General features: G+C 50.6%; 7 protein-coding genes. 3 read left to right on the forward strand and 4 right to left on the reverse strand.

Features of this window, described 5'->3' with window-relative positions:
- Positions 1-3 precede the first annotated feature (3 nt).
- Together BEN74_RS16945 and BEN74_RS16950 are read left to right on the forward strand one after the other, a co-directional pair.
- Positions 4-8,757 carry a filamentous hemagglutinin N-terminal domain-containing protein gene (locus tag BEN74_RS16945; RefSeq protein WP_068907524.1) on the forward strand — a complete coding sequence of 2,918 codons (8,754 nt, stop codon included), beginning with the start codon at positions 4-6 and terminating at the stop codon, positions 8,755-8,757.
- Between the two features lie 535 nt (positions 8,758-9,292).
- On the forward strand, positions 9,293-9,520 hold the full coding sequence (locus tag BEN74_RS16950) for a hypothetical protein (RefSeq protein WP_068907529.1): 228 nt from the start codon (positions 9,293-9,295) through the stop codon (positions 9,518-9,520).
- 60 nt (positions 9,521-9,580) lie between these two features.
- On the opposite strand, the gene BEN74_RS16955 is transcribed toward BEN74_RS16950, so the two are convergent.
- Complete coding sequence (locus BEN74_RS16955; RefSeq protein ID WP_068907531.1) at positions 9,581-10,678, reverse strand: AAA family ATPase; 1,098 nt, start codon at positions 10,676-10,678, stop codon at positions 9,581-9,583.
- Positions 10,679-10,801: 123 nt separating this feature from the next.
- Positions 10,802-12,217: a Si-specific NAD(P)(+) transhydrogenase gene (gene sthA / locus BEN74_RS16960; RefSeq protein WP_068907533.1), complete on the reverse strand. Its 1,416-nt coding sequence runs from the start codon at positions 12,215-12,217 to the stop codon at positions 10,802-10,804.
- A gap of 209 nt (positions 12,218-12,426) precedes the next feature.
- Between sthA and lipA the strand changes: the two genes are divergently transcribed.
- Complete coding sequence (gene lipA, locus BEN74_RS16965; RefSeq protein ID WP_068907677.1) at positions 12,427-13,440, forward strand: lipoyl synthase; 1,014 nt, start codon at positions 12,427-12,429, stop codon at positions 13,438-13,440.
- A 60-nt stretch (positions 13,441-13,500) separates the two neighbouring features.
- Here lipA and bioB read toward each other — a convergent pair whose 3' ends face one another.
- Together bioB and queG are read right to left on the reverse strand one after the other, a co-directional pair.
- A complete protein-coding gene (gene bioB, locus BEN74_RS16970; protein ID WP_068907679.1) occupies positions 13,501-14,490 on the reverse strand; it encodes a biotin synthase BioB in 990 nt (329 codons plus the stop codon).
- A 290-nt stretch (positions 14,491-14,780) separates the two neighbouring features.
- On the reverse strand, positions 14,781-15,872 hold the full coding sequence (gene queG / locus BEN74_RS16975) for a tRNA epoxyqueuosine(34) reductase QueG (protein WP_068907536.1): 1,092 nt from the start codon (positions 15,870-15,872) through the stop codon (positions 14,781-14,783).
- Position 15,873: the final 1 nt, after the last annotated feature.

Raw genomic sequence — 15,873 nt, forward strand, 5'->3', positions numbered from 1 at the left:
AAAATGAATCATATTTATAAAACCATTTGGAATAAAGCTAAAAATGCGTTTGATGTGGTGGCTGAAAATGTAGGCGCTAAAGGCAAGCAGACTTCAGGCAGCAAAGGCAAGTCCGCAGGCAGTTCTGAAGAAACCTCCCATTTCCTTGCCGTATTGACTCCCGTGGCTGCCATGCTGTTTGTGCAGGCGGCTTTTGCCAATGTCACGGTGGATGGCAGCAACACTCAAGTGCATAATGCCAATAATGGCGTGCAGGTGATTGATATTGCGACAGCAAATGCTGCCGGCATTTCACACAACCGCTACCTGAACTATAACGTAGACAAAGCCGGGCAGGTTTTAAATAACGCGGCGCAGACGCCCGGCCAGCTGACAGCAATGACTGAGCTGGCGGGCAAAATCATGACCAATGCCAACCTGAATGCCAGCGCTAGAGTGATTTTAAATGAGGTGACCGGCGCCAGCCGTTCCGCGCTGAATGGGCACATTGAAGTTGCAGGCGCCAGGGCGGATGTCATTATTGCCAATCCTTACGGCATTACCTGCGCAGGCTGCGGCTTTATCAATACCGATCAGGCAACCTTAACCACAGGCACGCCAAAATTCAATGCAGACGGCAGCATCGCCAATTTCAATATTACCCAAGGCAATATTGCGGTGAGTGGCGCAGGGCTGGCTGCAGACGGCGCGAGCCTGCTGCGCCTGCTTTCCCGCAGCTTAAATGTGGACGGCCAAATCAATGCGCAGAATCTGCAGGCGGTTGCCGGCGCGCATCAATATGATTATGCGACGGGCAAAACAGCCGCGCTGGCCGGCACCGGCGCTGCGGCGCAATACGCAATTGATTCAACGCAATTGGGCGGCATTTACGCCAACCGGATCAGCCTGATTGCGACAGAACAGGGGGTGGGCGTGCGCATGGCGGGCGATGCGGCAGCCAGCGCTGCAGATTTCACCCTGAATGCCGCAGGTGAAATTGAATTAAAAAATAAGATCAGCGCTAAGCAGAAGATCAGCATTCAAAACCATTCGGCGCAGCAGCAAAGCTTGAATATTGATGGCGCTTTGACCGCCGCTAATATTGCGCTTGGACAGGCCGGCCAGCGCAATCTGAATGTAAAGCTTAATCATGGAACACTCTACGCTGAAAACACGATTGATGTTCAAAGCCATTCACTGACTGCGCAAGATGCCAAAATTCAGGCCAAGTCAGACCTGAATCTCAGTTCGGCAGCCAGCGCCAGCCTGCAGGGCTCGCATATTGATGCCGGAAACTTGAGCCTGAAAGGCGGCCAGCTGACCGCCAATGGCACGCAGCTGAGCGCTGCCCAAGAGATTACCCTGCAGAGTGAGCAGGACTTAATCCTGACGGATACTCAGGCAGCCGCCAATAATATTGCAGTGCAGGCCGCTTCGGGCAGCCTCACCTTAGATGCGGTGAAACTCAAAGCTGCGCAGCAGCTGAGCCTGAAAGCGGACAAGATGGCGGTGAATGCTGAAACTTCGGCGCTGAATACGCAAATTCAGGCGCAGGGCAAGCTGACGCTTGGGCAGAATGCTGCGCTGATCAGCCAAAATAAGACCTCAATTGCAGCTGCCGATGCGGATGTGCTGGGAGCGCTGTACAGCGGCGATGCGGAAATTAACATTGCAGGAAGCTTAAGCAGCGGCGCCGGCGCGCTGGTTTCGGTACAGAATTCAAATGCGGTCAATGCGCAGAACATGAATTTAAACGGCACATGGGAAGCCGCGGATTTAAGCTTTAAAGCCGGCAGCCTGCTCAGGCAGGAAGGCAATTTATACGCGCTGAATAATTTGCGGCTGGATGCCAGCGCGCTTGATCTGCATGGAAAATCCGCCGCCGGAAAGCAGCTTGCAGCGCATGCCCTGCAGAATTTGACTGTGAACCGGCAGGCGCAGCTGCTGAGTTCTGAGCGCATGGATCTCAGCGCGCAGGATATTCAGCTGGATGGGAAAGCTGCTGCGGAAAATGCGGTGACCGTGACAGCTGGAAATAATCTCAATACAGGCAAAGATTCAGCCATCCAGTCGAATGGGACATTGAGCTTGAAATCTGAAACTGCCGATGTGAATCTGCAAGGCGCGACCTATGCGGATGAACAGCGCATTTCAGCGCAGAATGCCATTCATCTGGCTGAAAGCGCTTCTGCAATTACAGCGGGGCGGTTAAGCCTGGCAGCGCAGGCTTTGCATAATACCGGCAAAATCAGCACGCAGGCGGCCACCGATGCCAATTTAAAAAGGCTGCAGAATCAGGGGCAGATTGTTTCAGGCCAATTCAAGCTTTCCAGCCTGGACAGCTTAAAGAACAGCGGCGCAATCATTTCAGATCAGGACCTGTCTATTGCCGCCTTGCAGCTTGAAAATGCAAAAGGCGCGCAAATTGCCAGCAATCAAAGCCTTGCCATTCATTTGAGCGGGCAGAGCCTGAACAATGAGGGCAGCCTGTCGGCGTTAAATCAGCTGAGCGTCAATGCGCAGCAGGCCAATGTCGTAAACAGCGGCCAGCTTGCAGCCGGCCTGCAGCTGCAGCTGGATGCGCAGCAGTTCATCAATAACGCCGCCGTGAATGCCGACAAAGTTCAGGTCACGGCAGCTGAGATTAAAAATACAGCCAATATTTCTGGCAGCACTGTAGATCTAAAAGCCAATAAAAACAGCGCCGGCAGCTTAGAAAACAGCGGTGAAATTTTTGCAGCGGACTTGATTGATTTAAGCGCATCGCAGGATATTGCCAATAGCGGCAAGATTTATACGGTTAATCCGCAGCAGGCAGGCGCTGTAAGCTTGACGGCGCAGCAGATTCAAAACCGGCCTGCCGGCATTGTCAGCACCAATACGCTGCAATTGAAAGCCGACCGTATTGCGAATGACGGCCAAATTTCCGCAGATGACGCGGTAATTTCGGCAAATCAGCTGCAGAAAACCGCATTAAGCAATACAGGCAAAGCGGCCAATAATGCCGGCATTTACATCTACAAGTCCCTGCAGGCGCAGAATTTGGGCGCATTGAATAATGCCGGCGATTTGTATGTCAATTTAAACGGCGCGCAGGATGCCTCGCTCATTCAGGCTGAAAGCCTGAATAATGCAAATGGCGCTTATTTATTCTTAGGCAATCATGCAAATTTCAGCCAGCAGGGCGGTAAGGCAGTCAACCGCGGCGAAATTTATGTGCAGGGACTGGATGCGCTGGCTGACACTCAGATCAGTTTTGCGGATTTAGACAATGCTGGCGGCATTTTAAATATTGACTGGGCAAAGCTGAATTTCGCGAACAGTTTCAATAACACTGGCAAATTAAATGCGCTGAATGACGCTGAAATTAAGGCGGGCAATTTAAAGAATGCCGGCGAGATTAATTTATATAATTCCAGCATTGCAGCGGTCAATCTGGAAAATAATAATGCCATTAAAGCATCAGGCACGGCAAAAATTCAGGCTTCAAATGCAATTCAGAACAATAAGCTGATTCATGCTAAAGGCGATTTATATTTAGACGCCAAAACACTGAAGAATGCTGAAAAATCAGGCATTATTGCTTTAAATAATTTAAATCTGAATACAGTGCTGACTGGAAAAAATGCATTTGAAAATTCAGGTGATATCTATGCTGCCAATATTTTAACCATCGGCAATGCGCAAGCGAAGCAAACCGATGTCTGGAATAAAATGAATGCCAATATGGCTCAGGTTTCCGGCGGCAATCTGCAGGCTGGCAAAGGCCTGACGGTTTACGGGCATAATTTTATCAATAACTATAATGTGCTGGCCAATGCAGGCGATATTCAGCTTGTGCTGTCAGGCAAGTTTGAAAATGAACGGACTTACTACGGCCATAAAATCAATATCACTGAAACGTGGAAAACGCCGCAGATGTATTTAACCAGTGACAATGACTGGGGGGATGAATCTTTTAATGACAGTGCGAGCAATACAATTATTTATACCACGCAAGTGGCAATTAAAGGCGGCGGTGATGATGGCGTGCAAGGCAGCATAGTCACGGAGACTTGGAAAAAGAGCACAGATGTACAAGCGGGTGCGGAGCGTGATTACAATACAATCAAAAATTACCTAAATGGAGATATAGGCCAAGCCAAAATTGGCGCAAATAACGGAAATATTATTATCAACTATGCAGATGATTCAAAAAACATCGGCGGTAAAATTTATGCCGCGGGTAATGGCGCTGGACTCGTTAATATAAATGGAACTAACAATTTCACTAACCAATCTCTTGACCTATATCGTGATCAAGTTTTTGAATTAAAATATTTATTATTAACCGATCACAGCAACAGAGCTGGAGCAGTTGTTTCGTTGGATTCAAAAAATCCAGGAAAAATTCAATTAGATAATATTGATGATGATGGAGATTTCAATCGCTCAAATAATTATATTGATGCTATAAAAGGCTTATCGGGAATTTATTATTCTTATCAAGACAGCAATACCGCTAAATACACGACTGTGACGGATAGGGCAGATGATGACTATACAGTTACCTATAATGTTAAAAATGTAATTGATGCGATTCGGAATAAAGTCAAACTTGATGGCTTTAAAGCATTGCTTCCTAAAAATGTTCAAACTGATACTGCGCAGTCTAAAGCCACTGTTACGGGTAACACTGTTTATATAAAAGCAAAAAATTTGACCAATGAATCTGAGAGCAATCTCAATCATTTGGCTTTAAATAATGATAAAAAACTTTGCCAGAACCTTGGATTGACCTGTCAAATTGAGCAGCAGGCAGCAGATAAAAAAGCAAATGCAGATGCGCCTGACAGTGCTGCGGATGCAGATGCGCCGAAGAAACAGGTGGACAGCACTAAATACACTGAAGATGTGCGCATTCAGCCCGTTCAGCCAATCGCTCAGGTTCCGGCGCTGGATTTGACGCTGCCGGTTTCGGATTACGGCCAATATGTTGCGGTGAAAGATCCAAAGGCTAAATATCTGGTCGAATCCAACCCGCTGTATGGCGAAAATTCCAATGTTATCGGCTCAGACTACCTGCAGAACAAGCTTGGCATTAACCCGGATGCCGTGATGAAGCGCCTAGGCGACAATGGCTATGAAATGAATTTGGTGCGCCAGCAGCTGATTTCGTCCTTGGGCACAGCCGTGCTGTATGCCAACAGCTCCATGTCCGATCAAATGCAGAAGCTTTTTGATCAGGCCGCTGATCTTTCCGCATCTTCAAAACTTGAATACGGCAAGGCGCTGACAGAGAGCCAGATCAGCAGCCTGGACAAGGATATTGTCTGGATGGTGGCTAAGGAAGTAGCCGGCCAGAAAGTTCTTGTGCCTCAGGTGTATTTAAGCAAGGCCACCATTGACAGCATCAGCAGCTCCGGCGCTGTGATTGCCGGCAAGAATTTGACCTATCTGGAAGTGGATGCGCTGGACAATAAAAATGCCGCAATCCGCGGCGGCAATATTGTGGTGGATGCCAAAAAAGACATCAATAATATTGGCGCGCAGATTAAAGGCGGCAATGTTTTCCTGACATCTAAGGAAGGCTCCATCAATAACATTACCCAAGTACATACAGCTGGCAGCGATGCAGACCGCAAGACCTCCATTGGCGCCGTATCCAGCATCGTCAGTGACGGCGCTTTAGTGCTGGATGCTGCCAAGGATATCAATAATATTGGCGCCAAGCTGAAGGCGGGCGGCGCCGCTGCATTAAAAGCCGGTGAAAACATTAATATTCTGTCCATTCAGGACAGCGAAGCTTCCAGCCAGAAGATTAAAAACGGGCGCAGCACAACCAGCACCGTGACGAATATGGGCTCAGTGATAGAGGCAGGCGGAAATCTGATCCTTGACAGCGGCAAGGACACCGTAATTAAAGGCAGTGACGCCACGGCCGGCGGCGTGCTGTATGCGAAAACCGGCGGCGACTTTAAGCTTTTAGCCGATCAGGATACTTCAGAAACCAAGACCGTGACCTCGCGTTCGGGCTTTGGCGTAGGAGGCGGCGTTTGGGGTTCAGAAACTGTAGAAACATCAGATTTTCAAGGGAAAAATAAGGCCAGCAATTTGAATGCCGGCAGCCTGATCATCGATGCTGGCAGCAAGGCAGTGATTGAAGGCTCGAATATCGGCATCCGTGATAAAGACAGCTTCAGCATAATCCGCGGCGCAGAGGGTGTGGATATTCTGGATGGCAAAGATGAAGAGCGCCATGAAAAAACCACCACGACCACCGCCTATTTAAAATCGACCAAAGGCAGCTCAAGCAGCGGCGATCCGATTTATGGCGCGGCGGCGGACAGTTTGGAAAAAGATAAAAAAGGCAATTATCAGGGCAATTCTACGCAGAAATTATACGGCAGCTCAACGGAAGATGAGCCGAATACCGAAGTGAAAGCGTCTGCGGGCGCGAAAGTCACTAAATTGTCGGCCAGCGCGCAGGCTGGCGCTTCCGCCTCAACAAAAGGCGAGGCGGCGCTGAAAATTTCGGAAAAGACCAAAACTGTTGAAAAAAGCGGTTCCAGCAGCAGTGTCGCTTCAAATATTACATCCGCAGGCAGCCTAGCCATTGTGTCAGATGGCCTGGTGAATGTCCGCGGTTCAAATGTTGACGTAGACGGGGCGCTGGCGATTGCGGCGAAAGACCTGCTGGTGGAAGCTGGTAAAAATACTTCCTATACATCACGCGACATGACCCGGACATCTGTCGGCATCTTTGCAGAAGGCGACGCCAATGCGCAGGCCAGCGCGCAAGCCGGCGTGAAGGCCGGCGTCAATGGCGCCAGCGCCAGTGTCAGTGCCGGCGCCAGCGCTGAAGCCAACGGCACCGTAACCTTTGGCGCCAAGCATGAAAAAGAATCAGAGTCGGTAAACAGCTTGACGCATCGCAAGTCCAGCTTGAAATCCGGTTCAGATATGCTGATCAAGGTGCAGGATAGCGCAACCTTCCAAGGTGCAGATGTGCAGGCAGGACAGTGGGATAAGGACGGAAAGCCGATAGGCGCGCCAGCCAGCTTAAGAATTGAAGCCAAAGACATTAAGAATCTGGCTGTTCAGGACACGCATGATGAAAAACGCTCCAGCTCCAGCAAGCTGGCGGGCATTTATATCAGTGGCAATGCTTCAGCACAGGCCGGCGCGCAAGCGGGCGCATCGGCTGACGTGACTAATCCAAACCCGCTAAGCGCAGGCGCTTCCGCTTCCGCCAGCGCCTCTGCGGAGGCTGGTGCGGGCCTAAGAACAGCAATACAGAACAGCGATGAGTCTTACAGCACCGTCACAAATCAAGGCAATGCATTTAAGTCAACCGGAAGCTTTGTGCGGATTGCTGAAAACTCGATTTTGGATCAGGCAACGCAAGTGAGCGCGGGCAGCATATATCAAAGCGCCGCCAGCATTAAAGATGAAGCTGTTGCAGACAGCCAGACGTTCCGCAGCAGCAGCCAGTCACATGAAGCGAGAATTGGCCTGTATGCAGAAGCGGGCGTCAGCGCCGGCGTTTCGGCACAAGCCAGTTTAGGCGCAACGGCAGCGGCCGGCGCAGGAAAGCAGGCGAGCGGGGCAACTGAACGCGACCCGGCATCCGGCAGCAGCAAGCCCGGGCCTAAGCTGGCGGTGGGCATTTCAGCGCAGTACAGTTCGGAATCTTCCGCGGCGAACAGCAAAGATACGCAGGCAAGAAGCTCATCTTTTGTATCTTCCGGCGATATTACCTCTATTTCCAGCGGTGAAACGCAGCTGAACGGCACCCAGTTTTCTTCCGGCGGCGGCATAAATTTAGCAGCGTCGAAACTTGCTTACAACGCGGTTCATGATACGCATGAATCGGATTCATCCAGCAGAAGCATTGATGTCAATGCCAAAGTCGGCATTGATATTAAAGGCACGCCGGATGTAGAAGCGGGCGCGGCTTATAGCCAAAATAAATCTAAGGCCAGTTCGTCTACTGCAGTTGCTGGAGGGCTGAACGCCGCAGGAAATATCAATATTGCAGCGAATGACGGCGCGAGTTTTGAAGGAACGCAATTCAGCAGCGGAAATGCGGTAACGGTGCAGTCCGGCAATACGGAATTTAAGGTTGCGGAAAGCACCAGCAGCCGCAGTTCGACAGGCTTTAATGTCGGCGCCAGCTTTGAAAACGCCCAAAAAAGCACAAAAGCGCATGAGAATGTGCAGCGGCAAGTGACAGGCAATAATGCGTCTGGCCCCGCCAATGATGTCCGGCAGGCAGGCGGCGTTTCAGCAGGGTTTGATATTGAAAAGTCGAATAAAACGGCATATACAGGTTCAGTGATTACGGCTAAGCAATTCCAGATTGTCAGCCCGCCAAATGCTCTGGAGGGCGCTCCGGCAGTGACACCGGCAGCGACGATGGAAAATGTAAAATTTCAGTCTTTAGCAGTGGATAGCAAAGGGAAGCCTATTGAGGACGCGTCCATTAATCAAACCAATACATCTCTAGTCAAGGTCACTGAGAAGACTAAAAAAGATCAGAAGTCCGGTTTTGAGCTGGGCGGGCAAGGCAGCATAGACAGCGGCGATTTAAGGCAAATCCGCACGATTAAGGATGCATATGCAGGAACGGGTACGGCGGGGCAAACGCGGCAGTCCACAGAAACTTTAACCCTGAATGATCCGAATAACTCGGAGCATTCCAGCCAGAAGACCATTTCTGTGAACATGAAAGACGCAATTGGCGGCAAGGTAACCAGCATTATCAATGCATTGAAGCCGGCGCCGACAGTGCCTTAAGGGCTGCGGCATTGCCCGGCTGAACAGCAGGCGGCGCAGAATTTTCTGCGCCGCTTTATTTCATGAATTTTCCTCGATATTTTGAGTAGAATTTGAGCGCAAGCATGATTTTTAGCTGCAGATAAGCAGGCTTTCTGCCCAGTTATGAGCATTTTAAATAAAAAGCGCTGCTTTATTGGCATTAAAAAGCGATGAAATCAGATGAAAGATATTTGATTTAACCGAAACATATGCTAATAAGTAAGAGTGATTTTTATTTCAGAATCGCAATATTTCAGGATGAAATATTAAGGAAGCGTTTTTATAAAATTAAACAGGAGTTTGAATAATATGCTTCAATTATTTAGAAAAATTTTCTGCATGCACATTTATGAGTATGAACAAATGGAAGAGATTGGAGCACACAAGGAATGCCGGAAATGCGGCGTGACAAAATGATGAAAAAGTGAGCGCAAGCTCACTTTTTATTTGAGCTTCCGGCTTTAGCGCAAAGCGGTTAAAATAGCGCGGATTATTTTTCTTATGCTGAATGCTCATGTCTAAAAACTTTCAGGCGGATACCTATATCGTCGATGACCGGCTGCAGGACACTTTAGCCTGGCTCTGCCATCATCAGGACAGCTTTGATTCATTCAGCTATGACGCCATTCGGAAGGAGCTGGTGGTGCATCATGCCAACGGTCAGGACACCATTATGGCGGGGGATTACCTGAACGCCAGTTACGGCCTGCTGATTACGGCGCATAATTTTGCCAAGCCTTAATTTATTCAAAATAGAACAGGCTGCTCAGGTCAGGCGCAGCCGAGGTTAAATCCGTTCCGCCTAGGCAAGCTGAACCGCAATGCTTTCACCGGCTTGCTGATCCAGCTGAAAATGGCTGACCGCGCAATAGCCTTTAATCATTTCCGCCAGCGCCAGCGAATGGCTGGTCACCCACAGCTGGGTATAGCGGCTGGCTTCCGCAATCAGCATTGCTAAAGCTGGCAATAAATCGGGATGTAGGCTGTTTTCCGGCTCATTCAGCGCCATGAATTTCGGCGGTCTTGGACTCAGCAGCGCCACCGCCAGGCATAGGAAGCGCAGCGTGCCGTCAGAAAACTCCGCGCTTTCCAGCGCGCGCAAAATGCCTTCACGCTTCATCATCATCTGAAAGCGCCCGCCCAGCTCCTCAACATAAAAATGGCTGTTGGGAAAAGCCTGCTCCAGCACGGCAAATAAAGTTTCAGTCTGCCCGCGCTCACGCAGGGTTTCAAAGGCGGCAGCCAGATTTGCCCCGTCATGCGCCAGCACCGGCGAGCGTATGCCGACCTGCGGCGTGCGCATGGCGGAGCGGGCGCTGCCCGAAAATTCATGATAAAAGCGCCAGCCTTTCATTGCCTCGCGCACCTGAGAAACTTCCGGATACAAATGCGGGTCGGACAGCTGCCCAAATAGCGAGTCTTCCTGCGTCAGTGACGCCGGGTAAGCCATCCGTTCGCCATCGGCATTTTTCAGGAAGGCCGCCTGATTTAGGCGCTCCATCAGCATGCTGGCCGGCCGGCGCTGATAGCCGCTCAGCCACAGCGCTTCTTTCTTCACTAAAGGGTCGAGCGCAAACAGGCTGATCAGCGGCTCAGGAAAGCCGATTTCCAGCTGATATTCATAATGCTCCATTTCCGCCGACAGGATCATCCGCTTGTGCGCTTTCTTCAGGTCGCCATAACGCTGCCCGCCGGCCCACATGACTTTCTGCATGCCGCCTTCTTCCGCAATGGCTGCGGACAGGCGCCCGCTGGCGGCTTCATGCAGCAGGCGCAGCGCCTTGTACAGATTTGACTTGCCGGAGCCGTTTGGCCCGCTGATGATATTCAGCTGCGATAAAGGAAGGCAGATATTCCTGACTGAGCGGAAGCCTTGGATTGAAACGGAACGTATGGCCATAATTTCCTCTCAGGCGGCTGGGCGTTTTGGCTTGGGCGGATTGTCGCTTATTTTTACCGCATCAGAAAAAAGCCTGCAAGCGGAGGCTTGCAGGCTTTCATCATAGCTAGGCTGGAAAACCGCTTAGAACAGGCGGTTCATGCCGTTCAAGGTCGCAACGCGGTAGGCTTCCGCCATGGTTGGATAGTTGAAGGTGGTTTCCACAAAATACTTGATGGTATTTTTAGGGCTGTTCATCACCGCTTGGCCAATGTGGATAATTTCAGCCGCGTTGTTGCCGAAGCAGTGCACGCCCAAAATTTCCAAAGTGTCGCGGTGGAAAAGAATCTTCAGTTCGCCAACGGTGTCGCCGGTAATCTGCGCGCGCGCCAGATGGCGGAAGGACGCTTGGCCAACTTCATAAGGAATTTTTTCTTCGGTCAGCTGCTGTTCAGTTTTGCCGATAGAAGAAATTTCCGGAATGGTATAAATGCCTGTCGGAATATCCGTCACTGGCGCAACGTCCTGTTCGCCGCTCATGTTGGCGCCCGCGCAGCGCCCCTGGTCATAGGCAGCCGAGGCCAGTGACGGCCAGCCGATGACATCGCCGGCGGCATAGATGTTTTCAACTTCAGTCTGATACTGGTCATTGACAGCCAGCTGGCCGCGGCTGTTCGGCTTCAGGCCGATGTTCTCCAGGCCCAGTCCGTCGGTGTTGCCTGAACGGCCGTTGCACCACAGAATCGCGTCGGCTTTAATCTTTTTGCCGCTTTGCAAATGCATGACCACATGATCATCGTGCGTTTCCAGATGGTCAATCTGCTCATTATGGCGGATCAGTACGCCTTGCTCGCGCAAGTGGTAAGACAGGGCATCTGAAATTTCATCATCCAGATAGCTGAGCAGCTTCGGCTGGGTATTGATCAAATCAACTTTGTGATCCAGGCCGATAAAAATAGAGGCATATTCGCAGCCGATGACGCCCGCGCCGTAAATGATGATTTTTTTGATTGAAAAGTCCAGATCCAGAATTTTGTCTGAATCAAAAACCCGCGGATGGTTGAAGTCCAGAATGTCCGGGCGGTACGGGCGCGAACCGGTCGCAATCACCAGCTGCTTGAACACAATTGTTTCGGTAAAGCCGTCTTCGCTGAACACCAGAATTGTATTTTTGTCCTGCACATAGGCGCGGCCGTGGTAAATATCAATTTTATTGCGGTCATAAAAGCGTGAATGCGTGTCGACTTGCAGCTGAATCACTTTATGCGCGTTGCGGAGCACTTGCTTCATGGTGAACTGTTTCCATTCACCGACTTTCTGGAACATTGGATCACGCTGATAGCGGATGATGCTGGATACTGTCTGACGCAGCGCCTTGCTTGGGATGGTGCCGACGTGCGTGCAGTTGCCGCCAAGCTGATCGCGCATATCCACAATCGCAACACGTTTTCCGGATTTAGCAAGTTTCATCGCCGCGCCTTCACCCGCAGGGCCTGAACCGAGAACTACCGCATCGTACTTAACGAAAGTCCCACTAACGACCTCTTTCTTACGTGGCATTCAACGCTCCTTCAAAATAATTTTTCATTTATCTTGCGGGTATTATGACTCAATTAACCGCAATTTGCTGTATTTAGCTCACATATATTAAGTGATGGCCCCATTTAGTAAATGAATAGTATTTTTGCCCTATCATTTTGCATTTCCGCTATAATAAAGATGCTATTTTTTTAGAATATCTCCCCGTCAAAACAGTGGAAAAGTTGAATATGTCTGAAAACCGTAAACCAGAACAGGGTGTCAAACTGCGCGGCGCAGAAAAAGTCGCCCGTATTCCTGTAAAAGTTATCCCTACGGTTGAAGCGCCACGCAAGCCGGACTGGATTCGGGTGAAAATGGCGGCGCCGGATGAAGTGCAGCGCATTAAAACCACCTTGCGCGAGCAAAAGCTGCATACCGTCTGCGAAGAGGCTGCCTGCCCGAACCTGCCTGAATGCTTCGGCGGCGGCACGGCGACATTTATGATCATGGGCGATATCTGCACCCGGCGCTGCCCGTTCTGCGATGTGGCCCACGGCCGTCCAAACGCGCTCGATCAGGATGAACCGCGCCACATGGCGGAAACTATTGCCAATTTAGGCTTGAAATATGCGGTTATTACATCGGTAGACCGCGATGACCTGCTGGACGGCGGCGCGCAGCACTTTGTGGACTGCATTAAAGAAGCGCGCGGCCTCAGCCCTAAAACCCTGCTGGAAATTCTGGTGCCGGATTTCCGCGGCCGCATGGACATTGCGCTGCGCATTATGACCGAGTGCCCGCCGGATGTGTTCAACCACAATATTGAAACCGTGCCGCGCCTGTATAAAGCCATGCGTCCGGGTTCTGATTATCAGCATTCTTTGAATCTGCTGAAAATGTTTAAAGAATACTGTCCGGATGTTCCAACTAAATGCGGCTTAATGGTCGGCATTGGTGAAACGGAAGAAGAAGTGCTTGCGCTGCTGGATGACTTGAGAGCGCATGATGTTGATTATGTGACCATTGGCCAGTACCTGCAGCCGTCTAAAGAGCATGCGCCGATTGACCGCTTTGTAACCCCGGAAGAGTTTGAGCGCTATACTGCGCACGGCCAGAAGCTGGGCTTTAAAAATATTTGGGCGGCGCCGATGGTGCGTTCAAGCTACTTTGCTGACCGTCAGTATTACGGCGAGCCTGTGCCGATGGTGCGCCGCAAAACTGATCCGGCCAAAAAGATTGCCGTGCAAACGATTGAAGCTTAATGCTTAAATGATAAAAAGCCCCGCGTGAATGCGGGGCTTTTTTTATGCCGGCAGTAGCAGTCAGCTGGCCATGGCATCGATAGAAAGCTGCGCGGCATTCGGCTTGGCTTTTTCAGCAACCAGTCCTAATTTCTGGAACAGCTGCTTGTCTTTGCCTTCGCCGGCATTTGGCGTGGTCAGCAATTTTTCGCCGGAGAACAGCGAGTTTGCGCCCGCCATAAAGGCCAGCGCCTGATCTGAGTCAGACAGCGATTCACGGCCGGCAGACAGGCGGATATAGCTGTGCGGCATGATGATGCGCGCAACGGCAATGGTGCGGATCCATTCGGTGACATCCAGCTTTTCCACATCCGCCAGCGGCGTGCCGTCAATCGGCACCAGCATGTTGATTGGCACAGATTCCGGGTGAATCGGCAAAGTCGCCAGTTCCTGCAGCAGGCCGATGCGGTCTTGGCGGTTTTCGCCAAGGCCGACAATGCCGCCGCTGCAGACTTTCATGCCGGCTTGGCGGACATGATCAAGCGTATTCAGGCGGTCATCAAAAGTGCGGGTGCTGATGATGTGCGAATAATATTCGCGGGAAGTGTCCAGATTGTGGTTGTAGTAATCCAGGCCGGCGTCTTTCAGGCGCTCCGCCTGCGACTGATTCAGCATGCCTAAAGTCATGCAGGTTTCTAAGCCCAGCGCTTTGACTTCGCGCACCATTTCCAGCACATAAGGCATATCGCGCTCATGTGGATTGCGCCAGGCGGCGCCCATGCAGAAGCGTGAAGAGCCTGATTCTAAGGCTTCTTTTGCTTCTGAGATGACTTTATCAACAGCAATGCGCTTTTCCGCTTCAAGGTTGGAATCGTAGCGCGCCGACTGCGAGCAGTATTTGCAGTCTTCCGGGCATTTGCCGGTTTTAATTGACAGCAGCGTGCTGACCTGAATGGTATTGGCGGTAAAATGCTCGCGGTGCACGCGCTGCGCTTCAAAAACTAAATCCAAAAAAGGCTGTTCGTATAGGGCCTGAATCTCTTCGCGCGTCCAGTCATTACGTAAAGTCATGATTGCTTCCATCATCATTGTTGTTTCATGCTATTTATCATACAGAAATCATGGCAAAGCCAAAGGCATAAAATGTCAATTTTGATAGTATCTCTCGATTAAAGCCCTAAATGATTTAAAAATATAAGATCGTAATTTAGCTGCAAACTCGCCTATTTTTTCTGAACAATGCCTGCAAAGTTGTTTTAATGAATATCAACTTTGCTGTGAATAGGCGGGCTTCTATGTGAAATCTTGCAAACTTGACCAAGAACTGGAATAGGCTGCGGAAATGCGCTGAAAATGCCAGATTATTTTATCTTGCTTAATTGTTCCGCAACCGCCCAGTCGATATGGACTTGCACAATCTCATCATGCCGCGCGCGGTGCTGCTGCAGGGCCTGAACAATTTGCGCCGAATAGCCGGCATTGCCCAGGCCAATGGCGATATTGCGCATAAAGCTTTGATAGCCGGTGCGCCGGATCGGGCTGCCTTCTGTGCAGGCCAAAAAAGCGGCTTCATCCCACTGCCATAAATCCAGCAGGGTGACATTGTCCAAATTATGCCGCGGATTAAAGTCTTCAATGGTAGTTTTTTTAGCAAAGCCGTTCCACGGGCAAATCAGCTGGCAGTCGTCGCAGCCGAAGACGCGGTTGCCGATGCCCCGGCGCAGTTCCTCCGGAATGATGCCTTTATATTCAATAGTTAAATAGGCAATGCATTTGCGCGCATCCAGCATGTAAGGCTCAACAATCGCCTGCGTTGGGCAAATGTCAATGCAGGCGGTGCATGAGCCGCAATGCTTGGTGGCAGGGCTGTCAAAGGGCAGCTCCAGAGAGGTGAACAGCTCGCCCAAGACAAAAAAGGAGCCGGATTTTTTATGAATCAGCAGGGTATGCTTGCCTGTCCAGCCCATGCCGGCATTTTCCGCCAGGGATTTTTCGAAAACCGGCGCAGAGTCGGCGAATGGGCGCGATTCAAAATCGCCCGTTTTTTCACGTATTTTGGCCGCCAGTGTTTTTAAGCGTCCGCGCATGGTTTTATGGTAATCGCGGCCGCGGGCGTAGCGGGCAATAATGGCGGCGTCCGGTTCAAAAGGCACATAGCGCGGCTTGGGCGTTTCAACCAGATAGTCCATGCGCACGCAAATAATGCTTTTGGTGCCGGGAATGAGCAAAGTCGGGTCAGCGCGCTTGTCTAAATTTTCTTCCAGAAACTTCATGTCGCCGTGATAGCCACGCTTTAAATATTCCTTAAAGCGCGGCAATTCCGCTTGAGCATCCGGTTTGGCAATGACACAATCTGCAAAACCCAAAGCCAAAGCTTGAGCTTTAATCCAGGCTTTAAGGGCCTCAGGATCGTCTTGATTGAGCTGAATTTTTGCTTGGTCGGGTGTTGCCATA

The sequence above is a fragment of the Acinetobacter sp. WCHAc010034 genome (assembly GCF_001696615.3).
Taxonomy (GTDB): Bacteria; Pseudomonadota; Gammaproteobacteria; order Pseudomonadales; family Moraxellaceae; genus Acinetobacter.

Excerpts from the sequence above, each read along its gene's own strand:
- BEN74_RS16945 (WP_068907524.1), top strand. The coding sequence starts at position 4 with ATGAATCATATTTATAAAACCATTTGGAATAAAGCTAAAAATGCGTTT.
- BEN74_RS16950 (WP_068907529.1), top strand. The coding sequence starts at position 9,293 with ATGTCTAAAAACTTTCAGGCGGATACCTATATCGTCGATGACCGGCTG.
- BEN74_RS16955 (WP_068907531.1), bottom strand. The coding sequence starts at position 10,678 with ATGGCCATACGTTCCGTTTCAATCCAAGGCTTCCGCTCAGTCAGGAAT.
- sthA (WP_068907533.1), bottom strand. The coding sequence starts at position 12,217 with ATGCCACGTAAGAAAGAGGTCGTTAGTGGGACTTTCGTTAAGTACGAT.
- lipA (WP_068907677.1), top strand. The coding sequence starts at position 12,427 with ATGTCTGAAAACCGTAAACCAGAACAGGGTGTCAAACTGCGCGGCGCA.
- bioB (WP_068907679.1), bottom strand. The coding sequence starts at position 14,490 with ATGACTTTACGTAATGACTGGACGCGCGAAGAGATTCAGGCCCTATAC.
- queG (WP_068907536.1), bottom strand. The coding sequence starts at position 15,872 with ATGGCAACACCCGACCAAGCAAAAATTCAGCTCAATCAAGACGATCCT.